At 39.7% G+C, this 17,642-nt stretch carries 16 protein-coding genes; all 16 read right to left on the bottom strand.

Going from position 1 to position 17,642, the window contains the following annotated elements; translation table 11 throughout:
- Nucleotides 1-3: 3 nt before the first annotated feature.
- Nucleotides 4-2,547, bottom strand: a complete 2,544-nt coding sequence (gene flgK / locus FERPE_RS09755) for a flagellar hook-associated protein FlgK (RefSeq protein WP_014452460.1) — start codon at nt 2,545-2,547, stop codon at nt 4-6.
- Between the two features lie 46 nt (nt 2,548-2,593).
- Nucleotides 2,594-3,064: a flagellar export chaperone FlgN gene (locus FERPE_RS09750; RefSeq protein ID WP_014452459.1), complete on the bottom strand. Its 471-nt coding sequence runs from the start codon at nt 3,062-3,064 to the stop codon at nt 2,594-2,596.
- 4 nt (nt 3,065-3,068) lie between these two features.
- Nucleotides 3,069-3,356: a flagellar biosynthesis anti-sigma factor FlgM gene (flgM, locus tag FERPE_RS09745; RefSeq protein WP_014452458.1), complete on the bottom strand. Its 288-nt coding sequence runs from the start codon at nt 3,354-3,356 to the stop codon at nt 3,069-3,071.
- 83 nt (nt 3,357-3,439) lie between these two features.
- Nucleotides 3,440-3,901, bottom strand: a complete 462-nt coding sequence (locus FERPE_RS09740; protein WP_014452457.1) for a 23S rRNA (pseudouridine(1915)-N(3))-methyltransferase RlmH — start codon at nt 3,899-3,901, stop codon at nt 3,440-3,442.
- Complete coding sequence (locus tag FERPE_RS09735; protein ID WP_014452456.1) at nt 3,898-5,193, bottom strand: NYN domain-containing protein; 1,296 nt, start codon at nt 5,191-5,193, stop codon at nt 3,898-3,900. Before FERPE_RS09735 ends, FERPE_RS09740 begins: the two co-directional genes overlap by 4 nt.
- Nucleotides 5,194-5,258: 65 nt before the next feature.
- On the bottom strand, nt 5,259-5,768 hold the full coding sequence (locus tag FERPE_RS09730; RefSeq protein WP_014452455.1) for a DUF501 domain-containing protein: 510 nt from the start codon (nt 5,766-5,768) through the stop codon (nt 5,259-5,261).
- Complete coding sequence (locus FERPE_RS09725) at nt 5,741-6,547, bottom strand: 50S ribosomal protein L11 methyltransferase (protein ID WP_014452454.1); 807 nt, start codon at nt 6,545-6,547, stop codon at nt 5,741-5,743. Before FERPE_RS09725 ends, FERPE_RS09730 begins: the two co-directional genes overlap by 28 nt.
- A gap of 1 nt (nt 6,548) precedes the next feature.
- Complete coding sequence (locus FERPE_RS09720) at nt 6,549-7,349, bottom strand: LysM peptidoglycan-binding domain-containing M23 family metallopeptidase (protein ID WP_014452453.1); 801 nt, start codon at nt 7,347-7,349, stop codon at nt 6,549-6,551.
- 120 nt (nt 7,350-7,469) lie between these two features.
- Nucleotides 7,470-9,365: a tRNA uridine-5-carboxymethylaminomethyl(34) synthesis enzyme MnmG gene (gene mnmG, locus FERPE_RS09715; RefSeq protein WP_014452452.1), complete on the bottom strand. Its 1,896-nt coding sequence runs from the start codon at nt 9,363-9,365 to the stop codon at nt 7,470-7,472.
- A complete protein-coding gene (locus FERPE_RS09710; RefSeq protein WP_014452451.1) occupies nt 9,362-10,675 on the bottom strand; it encodes an amidohydrolase in 1,314 nt (437 codons plus the stop codon). Before FERPE_RS09710 ends, mnmG begins: the two co-directional genes overlap by 4 nt.
- Before the next feature lie 24 nt (nt 10,676-10,699).
- A complete protein-coding gene (pfkA, locus tag FERPE_RS09705) occupies nt 10,700-11,659 on the bottom strand; it encodes a 6-phosphofructokinase (protein ID WP_014452450.1) in 960 nt (319 codons plus the stop codon).
- Nucleotides 11,660-11,775: 116 nt separating this feature from the next.
- Nucleotides 11,776-14,157, bottom strand: a complete 2,382-nt coding sequence (locus tag FERPE_RS09700) for an ATP-binding protein (RefSeq protein WP_014452449.1) — start codon at nt 14,155-14,157, stop codon at nt 11,776-11,778.
- Entirely contained in the window at nt 14,138-14,947 is an 810-nt protein-coding gene (ispE, locus tag FERPE_RS09695) for a 4-(cytidine 5'-diphospho)-2-C-methyl-D-erythritol kinase (protein ID WP_014452448.1), read from the bottom strand. The genes FERPE_RS09700 and ispE overlap by 20 nt, the downstream gene beginning before the upstream one ends.
- Nucleotides 14,902-15,504, bottom strand: coding sequence for an NUDIX hydrolase (locus FERPE_RS09690; protein ID WP_014452447.1), 603 nt, complete (start codon nt 15,502-15,504; stop codon nt 14,902-14,904). The genes ispE and FERPE_RS09690 overlap by 46 nt, the downstream gene beginning before the upstream one ends.
- Before the next feature lie 17 nt (nt 15,505-15,521).
- Nucleotides 15,522-16,877 carry a GlmL-related ornithine degradation protein gene (locus tag FERPE_RS09685; protein WP_014452446.1) on the bottom strand — a complete coding sequence of 452 codons (1,356 nt, stop codon included), beginning with the start codon at nt 16,875-16,877 and terminating at the stop codon, nt 15,522-15,524.
- 178 nt (nt 16,878-17,055) lie between these two features.
- The gene (locus FERPE_RS09680; RefSeq protein ID WP_014452445.1) at nt 17,056-17,625 is read right to left on the bottom strand and encodes a LemA family protein; all 570 of its coding nucleotides are present in this window, start codon (nt 17,623-17,625) and stop codon (nt 17,056-17,058) included.
- Nucleotides 17,626-17,642 lie beyond the last annotated feature (17 nt).

The following is a 17,642-nucleotide window of genomic DNA, read 5'->3' as shown; positions in this document are numbered from 1 at the left end:
ATACTATCTTCCAACTAAACCTAGTTTATCTATAACCCTTGAAATCATATCATCCACAGCGGTCATCACCCTTGCTGCTGCATTGAACGCCTGCTGGTATTTTATCATATTCGCCATTTCCTCATCTAAAGAAACACCTTTTACCCTTTCTCTTTCACCATCAATTTCTTTTTTCATCAAATCGGTATTGCTCTTTATCTTCATTGCAGTTTCACTTTCGACACCGAGTTCTGCTACAACACTACCAAGATATTCGTTAAATGATTCCAGTCCATCGTTGAGAACTTTTTTGTTTCTCAAAGCTGAAAGGAGTTCAACAATACCTGTGTTTGCACGACCGGAAGGCTTAAAGACCTTTGCATCCCAGTTTGAGTTTTCCTCAGTGTATCCGATATCCACAGCTAACGTCTCGGGATTACTTTTAATCGTTGAGTTGACTGCGAATTTTTCGACAAACCTGTATGGTTCTTTTGGAACTTGCTTGTCTATGAATAACGCATCCGCCTTAATGTATCTCATTCTCTGGTCTTTCGGAGGTTCAAATGGATTAACAAATACAAACCCCTCATCCCAATCGTTCAAAGGATTTCCGTCCGGGTCTATAAATCCAAGTGCCGTCCAAAGTGCTTCAGGACCTTGAATAACCTTTTTTAATTCAAAATCCAAAGACCTGGAACCGCGCAAAACAAATTTTCCATGCGGCGTAACATCTGCTATGATACCTGTATTTGCCTCGTTTATCATTTTTGCCAAGTCTCGTAGTGTAGTCTTTGTTGGGTCAATTCTTATCTCTGTTGCACCAATCCTGATAGAGAAGGCTTGGCTCCTACCTACGATGTTCTCAAGCGTTTCACGAGATGTGTCAAGGGCTTTATACGTTTCCTTATGGATATTAGCTTGTGTGAACAATCCTCCGGAATCCGACAATTTTATGTTCTTTAGATCGAATTCGTTCGCCTTGGTTGGGATTATAAGCAGCTTATCATCGTGCACAAATGCCTTTATATCACTCCCAAAATGTGCGTTAAGCTGATTTGCCAGGTCCTCAAGCGTTGTAGCTGCTGTGATGTTTAAGATTTCCTCTTTTCCATTGACAGCTATCTTATAGCTCCCAGAACTGACTTTGAAATCCTTCCTATCGATAACAAAAACATCAACGTTTTTCGTTGCAAAACCCATAGTGTTGAACATGTTACCGTTGAAGTCAAGTGCGAGTGTATTTCTCAAATTCTGATTAGATTCAAAGTAGAGTCTGTATCCACCATCACCGTGCGCACCAACTTTTAAGTCAAACCACCTATCGGAAATCGATAAAAGTGTATTTTGGAAGTCCTCAACTTTATCGTATGGGTTAACTCGTGCAGCGAAGATTTTCTCTGTCCCATCGAAGAACACTATCGCACCTTTTTCGATAAAAGGTTTCGTTGTTATATCACTGAAGTCCTTCCTATCACTCATACCAGAGATGAACTTGATAGGACCGTTTTCAACACGTTTTGCCCCAGCCAAACGATACAATTTAGAGTCCTCAATCCTCTCAGCAGAGATGTCGTTGAAAAACTTTAAACCGGTAACACTTCCATCGCCGTTAAAACCATCTTGGTGAATTAGATTGAACTCATCAGTGAGAGAAAGCACAAACTCATCGAGCCTATTCATGTATTTGACAAGAATTTCATCGCGAAGGTCAAATAAACTTTTCAACTTTCCATCGTTGAATACCACTTTCGAATTTCCTGCAAATATTTCCTTAAACCCTTTGCCAAACGGTCTTTCCAAAGCTCTCAATTCAACAACATCTTGTCCTGTTAAAACAATCTGGTTACCCATCCTCAGCGTTATTTGACCAGCGTTATCTTCATAGTAGTATATATCGGCAAGGTCTGACAACTCATCCAAGATTCTGTCTCGCTCGTCAAGCAAATCGTTCGGAGTGTATCTTAAACTCACCGCAGTTCTTACTTTCGCATTTATATCAGCAAGCCTTTTGACCATCGCGTTTATTTGCTGTGTGCGTTGAGCAATTTCGTTATCTAAATCCACACGTAACTGTTCTAAACGCATATACAAATCCTGGATATGCTGGACCAACTCCTCCGCCCTGCTTACAAGTCCGCGTTTCGCAGCAGTGTTTGTTGGGTCTGTTATAACCTCCTCAATTCCTGACCAGAGCGAATCAAACAAATACCTAATTCCTGCTTCAGAAGGTTCAGCAACAAGTTGTTCAACGAAATGAAGATTCGCAGTGATTGTGTCCCAGTAATTGTATTTGTTGTTTGTTTGTCTGAATTGTATATCAAGGAACGCATCTCTCACCCTTTTGATATCACGAACATATACACCCGTTCCTATCTGCAAAGGAATTGAAGGTTGGGTGAGCGAACTTATAGGAATGGGGGGCATGGTAAGTAGTTCCGGTCTTTGCCTTGAAAAACCGGGTGTATTTGCATTTGCTATATTATGTGCAACAACGTTCATTGCCAACTTACTTGCGTAAATTCCAAGGAGTCCGGTGTTTAGTGTTCCAAATAAGCTGATGTCTGGCAAATTCTATCACTCCCTTTGTTGACTTGGGAACAAAACTACTGGTAATTTACTTTAAACTGTCGTATCTGGAAGTGTTGTAGTTTGTAGTATACGCAGATACACCTTGTTTGTTTTGGTTAAAAGAATAATTTGGGGATGGGTTAACACCTCTGACAAGATTGTTGAGAAACTCGAAATAGTTGTTTTCAAATTCAAAGATTTGCCTTATGCTATTCATAACAATCGTCAATTCATTGAGCTTCTCAACAATCTCAGCAGCAAGGTAAGCTATTTGCGGAGCATCGGATGCGGTTGATTTATCTATATAATCCTTGACGCTTTGGTAACCCATTTTCTTTAAAATAACATCCCTTTCATCTTCCAACCTTGAAATTTCCAAAGAAAGCTCTTCTATCGTAACTGCGTACCTCGAAAGCATATCCGTTTGTCTATTGAGAACAGCACTTTCAAGCCCCCTGAAGGCTTGAATCATACTGTCAAATACCCGAATTTCATTTTTCAAGTTGTCAATTAACACTATCTCATCCCTCCAATATCTTCTTTGCTATCTTCTCTACATCGACTTTGAAAGTCCCGTTCTCAATTGCTTGTTTAATTTGGTTAACAAGTTCAACTCTAATTTCAGGATAGTTTTTAGCCATCTCAATGTATTCAGCAACTTTCTTTCCTTCCTCGAGAATAATAGAATCAGCTACGTTCTTTGCTTCGCCCTTCACTTTAGATTTTTCTACGTTCTTCTCCGTTTTTCCTTTAACTTCCTGCACGTTCTGAGCACTATGAATCCCTACTTTGTTGATTTTGTCAATCATGCACTTCACCATCCTTTCAAAGATTTTATAACCATTCCTAAGTTAATTATCGGCAATAATTCGTCTTTACTTGAGTGCCAAGCTCAGTAATGGTACTTTTCGTTTTTTAGAATTTTAAACCCTCTAAAAATTTGCTCAAGCAAAAGAATCAGGCACATCTCATGAGTAAATGTCATCTTAGAAAAAGAAATTCTCTCGGTTGCGTTTTTTCGCAGAGTTTCATCGATACCGAGAGGACCACCTATGACGAAGACCAGTTCAGAATCTTTCATAAAAGCTTTATCCATATACTGAGCAAATTCTTCACTGGTCATCTGTTTTCCCCAAAGGTCAATAAGTGTGTATTTACGTTCCTTCAGCCTTTTCAATATGTGCTCTGATTCTTTTGAGATTATTACCTTTGGGTCGAGTGTGTTGATATCTCCTCCGAGTGGGACAAAATTCACCTCAACTTTTGCAAAACGCGAGATTTTTTCTTCGTAGAATTCTTGAGCTGGCACAAGATGTTTGGAAATTTTTCCTGGGACGATGATTTCTATTCTCATACTGGTGAGTAGAAATACACACCTCCTATTTCTATAACCTCTCCAGTTTGTTGTAAAAAGTCCAGTGTTTTCTCAAACAACATCTCATTATTCGAAAATACTAACTCCTTTATGTAAGCCATTTCTTCTTTGAAAACGAATGTTTGGGACAGTATGCGCTTTACAAAATAGGCAAATGTAGAAACCTTGAACATTTCCAGGTCGCATACTATTTTTGCGGGCGTTGAATATGATATGTAGTCACTTTCATCCAAACCTTTCAAACATCCGCTTCTTTTCACAGCTTCGACGTATGTTTTGAATTCGCTTGACGAGATTTTAAACTCGCTTTGTAAAAGTTGGTTCAAGGCTTTGACTCTTCCATTGACAAATGCTTTGTAAGTCTTCTCAACAAATTCCAAAAGATGTTCAGCAACTATTGGGTATTTTTCAAGTAATGTTGCAAAGAAGGCTTTATTTCTATTTATCTCGTAACCGCTTTCTGAAAGTAGTAAAACTTTATCGTTAACCAGGATATCAATTGCCGCTTTAAGGTCATCTATGGGAATTTTGTTATCTTCCGCAAACCGTGGAAGTGTCTTTTCACTTAATGACTCATACAAGACCGCTCTCAGAACCATTTGTTTTATATTCTTCAGCCTCTCAGGTTTCTGGACTTTCCTCTCGTAAACTTCGTCAACAAGTTCGTGCATGGTCTGGAAACCGTATTTGGAAGGGTTGATGTTAAAAGAAATTAAAAAGCGAGAAAGGTTGTCACGAGTGAATTCCTTTCCGGAACGTTTTAAGAATATCTCCATCTCTTCAGCCAATCTGTCCACAGGGTCAGTGAGATTCTCGTTTTTCACAATGTCCTCGTAGGGTATGAACTTATCAACGGCAGAAACGAGCTCATAACTTGTTGACTTCGTCCTTGCGAGTGCAATTACGCGCTTTCCATACGATTTGAGTTTATACACCAACGCAGTGAAATCTGCATCACCGGTTACAAGGAAAAATGTATCTACAATGTTATTTCTGAGCGCTTGTTCTATGCAATCCACTGCTAATCTTATATCGTTTCCTTTCTTATTTGGCAAAAATTCTGCTTCTGGCACTTCGACAAGTTCTATACCGTAGTTGTACAACGCAAATGCTGCCATTTTATTTTTCGACCAAGAACCGTAAGCCTTTCCGCCAACGATTCTCCCATACTTCTGCGCTTCTTTGTACACAAGTTGGACATCTACCGGTTGATTTTGAAAATCAAAAAGTAGGAAGATATTAGAAAAAGTGGAAAAAACCGCCCCTTCCATTCTGTTCACCTCTTCCCCCAGAATGCTCTTAACGCGCTTAGTAATTTTAAAAACCAAAATAAGGCTTAAAAACTTTTACAGTAGCAATTATCACATTCTTTTTGGTCAATAAGATTATACACCATCTCACCTATTGGATTGTCAATTCCTGCGAGATAATCTGCAAGATGGAGATGAAGACATTTTATCGTCTTCCAATTCCTTATTCCACCTGTTCCAACGGAAGACAAAACGGAAGACCAAGTAGAATCCTCGGGTTTCAATAAAGCCAGTCTTTTTGATATAACTTTCTCATGTGCAATTCGAAGTTTTTCGAACAGTTCTGGATCACTTTTAACTAGTTCTTCGTACTTGGCGATATAACCTTTTTCTTCCAACTTAGAAACTTCTTTTCTCAAATGAGGGCATGTGAGGTAATGAATTGTGGGAAAAGGTTTGCCATCTCTGATAGGATAGCTGAGGACAACCTGTGGAAAACCACAAAAGCAGCGTTTTTCAACTCCCAGAACATTATCAACACTTCTACCAAGTTGCGAGTGGATAACTTTTACATCTTTATCACTAACGCGTTCCACTCGTCCATCACCATTTTTTCGACGATATTATACCCTTCAAAAAGGTTCGCTTTTTGAACAATTATTCCAGATAATATTAACAACCCATCTTCTTTCAGATAGTTCTTAGCACTCTTTAACATCTCGACAAGTATTTCCGCAATGATGTTCGAGACGATTATATCATACTTTCCATCAACGTGTGAAAAAAGGTCAGACCATCTTACTTCGATATCCACGTTGTTTCTTAAAGCATTTTCCTGCGCAACCTCAACTGCAAGGGGGTCGTTATCAACTGCCAACACTCTTCTTGCTCCCAATTTTTTTGCAAGTATTCCCAGTATTCCGCTGCCACAACCAAGATCGAGAACATCCATGCCGGGTTTTAAGTACTTTTTAAGGTACATTGCTGACATCTTTGTTGTCTGATGGAGCCCTGTACCAAAAGCCAAGCCTTGTGGTATTTTCAAAACAATGATTCCATTCTTTTCTTCTAAATGATGTTCTTCTGGGTCTACCCAGACACCTTCTATCATCTCAAAAGGTTCCGTTATTATGTTTTTGAACCAATCTTCGGGCTTTGTTTCCCTATACCCAATAAAAACCAACCCGGCATCTGTGAGAGCATTCTTGAGCTCTTCCAATTTCTCCTCATATGACAAAACAATAGCGAGGAATTTCCCCTCGCTGCTTTCTATCTCATAATAATCGTATTCACCGTATAATATGTCATCCACAATATCTTGCTTTGACTCATCAAACGTAAAGACCATCTCTTTGAAAACTTTATTGTTCTTCAAATTACTCAGAAAGTACCCTCCTCATAACGTAAGTATTGTTTCTTGGCAAGTAAGCTACGGGATCTCTTGGTTCTGAACTGACTCTAACTTCAAAATGCAGATGCGGACCTGTTGATGTACCTGTGCTTCCAACTCTTCCGATAAAATCACCTTTTTCAACTCTCAAACCGACGAAGACATTGATTTTCGAAAGATGAGCATAGTAAGTCTCGATACCGTTACCATGGTCGATGATTATTACATTTCCGTATCCCGATTTCCATCCAGCAAATTTAACAACACCCGACCTAGCTGCAAATACAGGACTACCATTATCTGCTTTTATGTCTAGTCCGCTGTGAAACATAGTTTTGTTATATATCGGATGGATTCTCCAACCAAATTCCGAGCTGATACTACCGTAAACGGGCCATATGTAGTCTACAAGTTGCGTGAATGAAGTATTTACTTTACCAAGTGGGACAAATACTTCTTTACCAGCTCGTACACTATTTCCAATTGCAGGATTTACTTCCAAAATCTCCTCCGGGTCAACAAAAAATATCTTAGCCAAAGTTGAGAGTGTCAAAGTTCTGACTGGTTTATACATAATTCCTGGGACAAAAGGTATTTTCAGCTTCTGCCCCACTTTTAAACTCGAGGGTGATATATCCGGATTCCAATCAAGAATAACTGGAATAGGTATCCCGAAACCTTTCGAGATACCGTATAAAGTATCACCTGATTGCACTTGATAGTTTATGTAAAAAGCTAATGCCAATCCAACCATCGCTAACATCAGGAATACTAGTATTTTTCGCACTCCTACCACCCCTTATTCTAATTGTTACAAAAAAATCACTTTATATTTTACCATAAAATCTCATTCTGTCAAAATAAGGGTGCCACTGCCCATTTTTCATCCATCAAGTTGTAAAAATTCTTATTTTTTCCTAATATAGGTTAATAATGCCATAATATCTGCCGGTGTTACTCCGGGGATTCGCATTGCTTGTCCGATTGAGAAGGGCTTTATTTTTTCTAACTTTTCGCGCGCTTCGGTCGATAAATTAGGCACTTCTGTAAACTTTAAGTTTCCAATATGTAAATTTTCGTATTCTTCAAATACTTTCACCTGGTCCAGCATAGCTTTTATATATCCTTCGTATTTAAGCTGTATTTCAACTTGTGTAAGGACTTCTCTGTCTGTAATTGGCTCTGGGTCTAAGATTTTTATATCTTCGTATTTAATCTCAGGCCTTCTGAGTAGCTTTGCTAATCTCGTTCCTTCACTCAAAGGAGCTGAACCAAGTCTCACCAAAAGCTCATTCACCTGTCCTGAAAGTGGGACTTTGACGTTCTCAAGTCTTTCTAACTGTCTTTGCACTTCGCGCTCTATCTCCAAAACTCTTTCGTAAAACCACTTTGGAATTAAACCAACTCTGTAACCGTATTTTGCCAACCTGAGGTGTGCGTTATCGTGTCTAAGAAGCAATCTGTACTCTGCTCTCGAAGAGAGTAATCTGTAAGGTTCGTCTGTTCCCTTTGTTACAAGGTCATCAATCATGACACCAATGTAACTCTCAGACCTTTTTAAAATCAGTTGTTCTTCTCCGCGTAATTTCAATGCTGCGTTTATTCCAGCTATAATCCCCTGACCAGCCGCCTCTTCGTATCCACTGGTTCCGTTAATTTGACCAGCGAAATAAAGATTTTCAACAATTTTTGATTCTAATGTGGGATAAAGCTGTGTTGGGTCGATGTAGTCATATTCAACTGCGTAAGCAGGTCTAACAATGACGACATTTTCAAGTCCCGGGATTGTTCTAAGCATCTTAATTTGAGCAGCGTAAGGTAAGCTTGTGGACAAACCATTTAAATAGTACTCTTCTGTGTCTTTCCCTTCTGGTTCAACAAAAACTTGATGGCTTTCACGTTCGAATTTCACCACTTTGTCTTCTATTGATGGACAATACCTTGGCCCTTTTGCTTGGATGAGTTTTACTTCACCATAGAGTGGTGAGAATATCAGGTAATCACGTATGATTTTGTGCGTCTCAGGAAGGGTATGAGTTAACCAACATGGATAGTCTTTGGAAAGAACCTTAGGTTCGTTGAAATGGGAAAATGCCCAAGGGACATCATCTGTATCTTGTCTTACCATTTTTGAAAAGTCGATACTTCTTTTCAGTACACGCGCAGGCGTTCCTGTCTTAAACCTCCCAACCTTAAAACCAAAGTTTATAAGCGATTCTGTTAACCCATGTGCAGAAAAATCACCCATTCTACCCGCTTCCATAGTTTCTCTACCGATGAATATCCTCCCTCTAAGGAACGTCCCTGTGGTTACTATGACTGCTTTCGCACGATAGTCTATTCCAAACGAATCGACAACACCTGCAACCTTTCCCTTCTCAACGAGAAGTTCTTTTACAATCCCATAACGTAAAAGCAGGTTTTCTTGATTTTCCAATTTTCTTTTCATCGTTCGAGAATAAGCGTATTTATCTATTTGTGCCCTCAACGCTTGAACCGCTGGACCTTTACTTGTGTTGAGCATCCTCACATTTATCATGGTTTCATCAGTAGTTTTTGCCATCTCTCCGCCAAGTGCGTCTATCTCTCGGACTACAATGCCTTTGGCTGAACCACCAATGGCTGGATTACATGAAGCCCAGCCTACATTGTCAGGGTTTCCTGTTATTAGCATTGTTTTTAGTCCAAGCCTTGCACAAGCAAGAGCTGCCTCAATTCCGGCATGCCCACCACCAATTACAATGACATCGAAAGAGTAATCATCTTCTGGTCTTTCAAAATATTTGCCATAGTCTATTTTCATCTTCTTATTACCTCCTCACCATTTACAAACACGGCAACAGGGTCTTCTTCAAAAGCGTTACCGTCATATAAAGCAAAGTCCCCGCAGTACCCTATATCTATTCTTCCACATTTGTATCCAGCAATCTTAGAACCTGCTTCGGTATAGTAATAAATCCCTTCTTCCCTTGTAAACCCCATCTTAAACGCATATTCAAGCACATACTTTGGATCAGCCGGTGAAACAGGAGAGTCTGTAGAAAATGCCATTATATATCCTGATTTGTGCATTTGGATAAATGGATAGGCAAGTTCAAAAGAAACGTTATCCAATAGCGGGATATCTTCAAAGTAAAAGTGTGGTTGGACTGAGAGATAAAAACTTCTCAACTTTGGAAAATCTTTTTTCAAAATAAATTGCAAATGAATCAACCTGTGTCTTGACTTCGCTTTATTTTTCTCAAGTCTGTTTAAAACTTCCGTAAGTGCCCTGTCACCAATCACGTGTATATTTAATTGTATATTTCTTTTCTCTGCAAATTCCACTATCTCATCAAAATTGTCCGGCAACGTATTCATACCAAAACTGCCTGTGTCTTTGTATGGATAAAACATCCATGCAGTCCTTCCACCAAGCGAACCATCGGCAAACAGCTTTATACCACCAATTTTCGAAATGCCGAATTCTCCGAACTCGTAATTCCACGGCTCATAGGTGTAGAGCTTTTCAAAGATTCTAATTTTGCTGTTTTTTAAGAGCTTTTTTAGCGTCTCAAAACTAACACCATGAAAGTCATCTGAGTGCACTTGGGTAACACCGTGTTTCAGAAATTCTTCCTGTCCTTTTTCAAATGCCTTTGAGAAAAACTCATCTCCAAAGAAATTCCAAACCTTTTCTATCTCTTTTTCAAAGAGTAAATTATCCTCATCTCTGTTCTTTCCTATTTTCTCTTTCAAATAATTATTTATCCAGGCAACATGTCCACATTTTCGCACTAACAAAACCGGAATCTTCAGTTCAGTCGCCTTATCGAGTAGTTGTTTTTCTGGAAGATTTTCCCAACCACGTGCAATGACAAAACTTTCTGAAGACTCTCTTGTTTTTGTAAGGATGTCGAAAAGATTTTCTCTCGTCAGGTCGTGTGTCAAAATTTTCATTCCAGTTCCTATGACGTGCGCGTGTGAATCTACCCATCCAGGCATTACAAATAGACCTGTGGCATCCACCACAGGTCCGGTATCTGAATGAGGCACAAACCTACCATTTTCGATGTAAAGGTTTTTCTTCTCAAAAATCGTCCCGTTCCAGACATAACCATTCTTGACTATCAAAGTTACACCTTCTGTCTGTCATTTTTATGAAAGTATCCCGGCAAGCTTTACTAATTCCATATCGAGTCTTTTCTTTTCTTTCAACACCTCATCAAGTTTGACCGTTGTTATCTTTCCACCCTGGAGTGCAGTCATGACACTACTTTCTCCACGCATCAAAGCCTCAACAGCTGCCACTCCCATCCTCGAAGCAAGGAGCCTATCGAATGCCGTTGGGGAACCTCCACGCTGGATATGACCAAGTATAGTGATTCTTGTTTCGTATCCTATCCTGTATTCTAAATGCCTTGCAACAGTGTATGCACTCGCCGCACCTTCGGCAACAACAACGATACAATTAATCTTTCCTCTTTCCCTTTCTTCCAGTAATTTATTCGCCAATTCTTCGTAATTCACTGGAACCTCCGGGATAATTATCGCTTCTGCTCCGGTTACTAATCCACTTACCGTTGCAATATACCCCGAAGACCTACCCATAACTTCGACTATAAAAGCCCTTTCATGTGAACTGGCAGTGTCTTTTAGTTTTTGTATCGCATCAACAACCGTGTTGAGACAGGTATCTACACCTATACTCATATCAGTCATAGCGATATCGTTATCTATTGTTCCAGGTATTCCAACAACAGGTATCTTCTGTTCTTCCTCTAAGAACATCGCACCATGTAAACTACCCTCACCGCCAATGACAACCAAACCTTCAATACCATGTTTTTTTAGAATTTTTGCCGCTTCTGCCCTAGTCTCTTTCCTAACAAACTCGGGGCACCTACTCGATCTCAAAATCGTTCCACCCTTTTCCATAATGCCACCAACGGATGCAAACGTCATCGGTTCGATATCCTCATCAAGAAGACCAGCGTATCCACGTCTAATCCCATAAACCTCCAAACCGGACTTGATACCATATCTTACAACAGCTCTGATAGCGGCATTCATTCCTGGAGAGTCTCCTCCACTTGTCATCACTGCGATTCTTTTCAATTCGACCGCCTCCTCCTAAAAAAGGATTTTACATTTTACTTCAAGACAAGGAAAATTATACCACAAGTTTTAGAATAGTCTACTTAGTCCCATATTATCAGTCTTTTCAAAATATATTACATTCTTTCTCGTTTTTTCTTCGCCTTTTTCTCTTTACCTTTTCCCTCAGCTATGTCGTGAGAACGTTTAAGTGCTTGGACAACGTAATAATTCACCGTGCCGCGTGGATATTCGTAGTTTTTGTTCATAATTCCTGCTTTCATATCGGTCATCAACTCAATTGCTTCGTCCACATCATCAACGGTCCAAATGTGAAACAACCCGCTTCTTATCGCATCGAGGACCTCATCAGACAAAACTAAGTTCCTTACGTTCGCTTTTGGTATGATAACTCCCTGATTACCTGTGAGCCCCTTTATTTTACAAATACGGTAAAAACCTTCCACTTTCTCGGTAACCCCACCGACTGGTTGAACGTGCCCGTGTTGGTTTATCGATCCTGTAACCGCTATGTTTTGCTTTAGTGGTATTTTGGAAATCGCAGAGATAATCGCCAACACTTCGGCAAGTGATGCACTGTCACCTTCAACATATCCGTAAACCTGTTCAAAGGAAATTGAAACACCTATCGAGAATGGCACTTTCTTAGCATATTTACTACCTAGATACCCTGTTAAAATCATCACAGCCTTGCTATGTATCTGACCGCTCAAATCCGCCTCTCTCTGGATATCCAAAATGCCGGAACTACCAAGATACGTCTTCGCTGTTATTCTCACTGGCAAACCGAATTCAAAATCACCGAAGTTCATAACAGTTAATCCGTTCACCTGTCCTACAACTTTACCAGATACGTCTATCATGAGTTCCTCTTTTCGAAACATCTCATCGTATTTTTCCACAACAAGCTTCAAACGCTCCTCTCGTTCTTTTAAAGCACGTGCAACATCTTCGTATTCAATATACCTGGAATTCCTCTTCGTGGCAAAAAAGTTTGCCTCTTCCAAAAGGTCAATCAATGCACCAAGTCTCATTGAAAGTTTTGTTCTATCGCCAGATAGTCTCGCCGAATACCAGATTACTTTTTCTATCGCACCTCTTCTAACAGGTAAAAGCTCTCCTTCTCGAGTGTAATCTGTAATGAAAGCAACCAAATCCGAGATGTTTTCAACGGTAGCATCAAGTTCCCAGTCCATTTCCACCTTGACCTTGAATAGCTTTTCAAAATCTGGGTCGTATTCATGTAATAGCTCATATATCTCAGGTGTTCCTATGAGTATCACTTTAACTTTCAGTGGTATAGGTTCCGTTCTTAAAGTTGCTATCGTCGAATAACCATATGCTGTATCGATGTTCTCAACCTCGAGTTGTTTTGAAAAAAGGATTTTCTTAAGCCTGTCCCATACAAACGGATGCACGAGTAGTTCCCTTGCATCAACAATCAAAAAACCTCCGTTTGCCTTGTGCAAAGAACCAGGGCGAATCATATTGAAGTCCGTGTAAAGCATCCCTTCACGCTCAATATATTCGATTTTTCCGAACAAGTTATGATACGTCGGTGTGTCTTCGAAAACTACTGGAGCACAATTCAAATCCGAGTTATCGACAACGAGATTTACGTTGTAAGCCCTTCTAAAATAATATTCAAGGTCTACAAGCTTTTTTGTTGAACTAACTTTTTCTATTATGTCCTCTTTAATTTTCTGTATAAACTCCCTCACATCACTAAACGGGTACTTTTCTTCAACTACGGAGAAAAACTCTTCCGTAGCGAACAACAATGCATACCGATTTAAATCTCTCACACGTTCTTTGTATAAACTCTCAAGTTTACGTACATTTTCCACGGCGGCTTCAATTAATAATTGAACTTTCTTTTCATTTTCCTCTATTTTTCTTTTCTCATCTTCGCTCAGAGCCGAAAAATCTTCCTCTTTTAAGACCTTACCATTCATAACGGGATAGTAATTCACACCGGTTTGTGTGAACTTAATCGAAAAGCCCAATGCCTGTGCTTTTTCAACCAAATCTTTCGTTATACGTTCCTGTTCACTTTCGAATTCTTCATCTATCTCTCTTCTTCGTGCTTTGTAGTCCTCTCCTTCAAAGACCTTTGAAATCTTTTCCGTTAAGTTTTCCACAAGTTTTTCCATATCTTTTTTGAACTCAACACCTTTTCCTGCAGGCAAAAAGAGTGTGTTTGCTTTTTGTGGGTCATCAAAATCCATTACATAAGCAACATCCGACGGCACGGGTTTTCTCTGGGCATATTCAGTAACAAAATGTTTGACAAACGTCTTCCTACCGGTGCCAGGTAGTCCGACGACAAAGACATTGTATCCATCTTTGTCCATATCCAGTCCAAAACGCAAAGCCTTTACAGCTCTTTCACGTCCAATGAAGGATTGAGTTTTCTTAACTTCTTCAGTAGATTCTAACTGCGGAACGATACGTTTATCTACGATCAATTCTTCCCATCTAATCTTCCTCAAAGGCATCAATCACCACTCCTTTCTTAGTGAAGTGGTACTTGCCTTGTGGTGTTAGAACAAAGTAGGCACTACCTGAACCAGTGAGTGCTGCGGGGTTCTCACTTCTTAACACTTCTATCCTATCTAACAATCCTTCAGGGATAACTTTCTCGAAGATGTTGTAGGTCCCTGATTTTATCTTTTCCAAATCTTTGGAGCGATAAGCTTCGTATAGTTCAGTTGCTTTCATTGGTGCTTTTCCAAACCATTCCGCTCTCAGCTTCCCATATGCCTCTTTTGTTGATATCGAAAAACCAGGAAAATACACATCCACGTTGAAACCTTCAAGTGGTTCGACCTTTTCGATTATTTCCCCCCTGCCTGAAACAATTGCAGTACCACCGTACAAAAAGAAAGGCACATCACTACCTACAGATTTTGCCAATTCAAACGCATCTATTTCGCTTATAAGTCTGAAAGTTTTTAAAGCTACTAAAAATCCTGCAGCGTTGCTGCTACCACCACCAAGTCCTGCACCAATGGGTATATTCTTTTCAAGCAAGACATGTGCATCGTAGTCGGTGATATTAACCAATCTCCAAATTCTTTCGATTATGTTATTTTCAATTTCAACGTTTGATTCTAATTTTAAACCCCCATCTCCACGTGTTATTTTGACAGTCATCCTATCAAAAAGCGAAATCGTTTGAAACAACGAATCTATTTCATGATAACCATCTTCCCTTTTTCTCAAAACATCCAGGCAAAGGTTTAACTTTGCGAATGTTCTAAGTATAATGCTACCACCTTCGCCCATCCTTCCATCTCCTCAATATAATCTTCCAATCTTTTCGACCTGATTTCTACGAAATTCTCCTTCTCAACTATCCCATTGTATTTAACGTCTGCAATATAGAGCACACCAACGTGAACACGACTCACAGGATTCTCAGTCTCGTTTATTAAACCTACATAGTTCAGTGATTTCACTTCAACATCAACTTCTTCTGATAATTCTCTTCTTAAACCCTTTTCGAAACATTCAATTGGGTCCTGTGAATCTTCTATATTCAAATGTCCACCAACTCCAAGTGTAATTAAATTGTGGAGCCTTTTCTCAGTTTGATTTGCAGTTCGCCTAAAGAATATATATTCGTCTCCTTCTTTTAGAACGATGTATGGAATCACTTGCCTTATCGTTTCGTCGTATTCTGCTATTTCCCGCTCAACAAAAAATCCATTTTTTAGCACACTAAAAAATTCTTCCTGAGGAACCTCAACAACTCCTGTTCTACCTTTGCACAACCTCTCCACTTCTTCGGTCTTTATAACTAGTACTTTTTCTTTCATTGCGTTGTTCTCGACAGCGCTCATGATTTTCTCTCCTCCTCTTAATATAGTTCAACATCCATCTCAAGAAGTTGCTTTGCTATATCTTTATCTATTTTACTCGCAATAAGTCCTATTGCAGCAAATATGTAGTGTTTATCTCTGTACAAACTTATCTCTTCCGAGGGTAACAACTCCATTGGGTGCAGTTTTGAAAGATGTTTTAAACTTTCCAAGACTTCCTTTGCATGCTTAGACCTTGATAGAAAACCACCTGTGCCAAAGATTACACGAACAGCGGTCAAATCTTTTCCTTCAGCTATCGTCTTTCTACCTGTTGGAGTGTAAAGGTGTTTTTTACTTCCCGCATGTCTTCTCAACCCTTGTTGTGCACAGAACATTGCCAGCTTGCTTATGAAATACTCGTCACGCTCAGTTGCCGGATACGGACTTATTCTTTTGACAAGCTCATCGTAATTTTCGAATTGCTTTCTTAAATTCTCCTCGCCAATCATCTCGATAACGTTGTGTGCGTTTACGTATAGTCCCAAATCGCCCTCAACGGTCCTCTTTGCAAAAGGTTCAGGAGAAATGAGCATTTCCTGTATTTCGGGAGAGCCGTCGGTAACAGAATCTACATCTGTTGTTGCACCACCGATATCTATTGTCAAACAATCACCAAAATGTTCGTAGGCAAGCTCTGTTGTTATCATAACTGCAGCAGGTGTAGGGATAATTTCGTAGTTCACCATATCTTTTATCTTATCCATTCCGGGTGCTTTTACAATATGTTCGGCAAACACTTCCTTTATAACATTTCTTGTTGGTTCTACGTTGAGATAATCAATCCTTGGGTAAACGTTCTCAGTAACGTAGACCTTTTTACCTGCATTTGTAAGTATGAATTCCACTTGTTCAGCTGCCGCAACATTTCCTGCGTAAACAATAGGCACATCAAGTGGCAATTTAGCTAACATCTTCGCATTGTGGATAACCGTTTCACTTTCTCCGTAGTCAACTCCACCAGCCAAAAGAATCAATTTAGGTTGTATGGACTCTACCTTTTTCAAATGGAACTCATCCATTTTCCCAGCCGTCACATATTTGATAACCGCTCCCGCACCGAGGGCTGCCTCCTTTGCCGCGCGAACAGTCATATCGTAAACAAGCCCGTGAACAGTCATCTTCAAACCGCCTGCAGCACTGCTTGTTGCTGCAAACCTCTCCCAACTGATGTCTTCACCAAGTTGTTCCTTAATCTTTCTAAGAGCGCGTTCTATACCTATTGTCACATCACCTTCGTTAACTGTGGTCCAGTGTTCCGCCTGGGCTATTACTTTCGGTTTAAAACCAAAATGAAAAGCCGTTAAAACAGTAGTTGTTGAGCCAATTTCTGCAAAAAGTAAATCTATCTTCATACTCCTGAGCCCCCTTTAATCCACCTACAAAGAATACTACAAGATTATTATACAACATCCAAGCTATCACTTAATAAGAAGCTTAAAGACCAAAAAAACAATACAGAAAGCCCGGCAGAGTATACCGGGCTCCCAAGCTTTTATTCGCAATAGTCCAGGCAATTCAGAGTCTGAATATTCAAAACTTCACACTTGGTGTTTCTTCGGCTCCTGGTTTTGCTTCAAAGTACTGTTTCTCTCTGAAACCAAACGCATTTGCAATCAACATATTGGGAAATCTTTTTATAAACGCATTGTATTCCCTAACGGCTTCGTTGTAATCCTTTCTTGCTACAGCTATTCTGTTCTCTGTTCCTGCCAGTTCGTCCATCAGCTGTCTGAAATTCGCATCAGCTTTGAGCGTTGGATAATTCTCAACAATGGCAAGCAATCTTGATAACGCGCTGTTTAACTGTGCATCGGCGGTTGCTTGTTCTTCAGGAGTCTGTGCACCTATTAACTTAGACCGTGCATCGGCAATCGCTTCAAAGATTTCTTTTTCGTGTGCAGCGTAACCTTTTACAGTCTCAACGAGGTTTGGTATCAAATCCGCCCTTCGCTGGAGTTGGTTTTGAATTTGGCTGTAGCTCTCTTGAACTTTTTGTTCCAAAGCAACTATTTTGTTGTAAGTGCCTATCGCCCAAAAAATAGATATCAAAGCTATGACAAGTATCACAATGAGTGTTATAACCCATGGTTTTAACTTCAATTTCTCCACCTCCAATT

The organism is Fervidobacterium pennivorans DSM 9078, from assembly GCF_000235405.2.
GTDB classification, from domain to species: domain Bacteria; phylum Thermotogota; class Thermotogae; order Thermotogales; family Fervidobacteriaceae; genus Fervidobacterium; species Fervidobacterium pennivorans.
The sequence above is the reverse complement of the archived record's forward strand: the minus strand, read 5'-3'. Positions and strand labels throughout refer to the sequence as shown.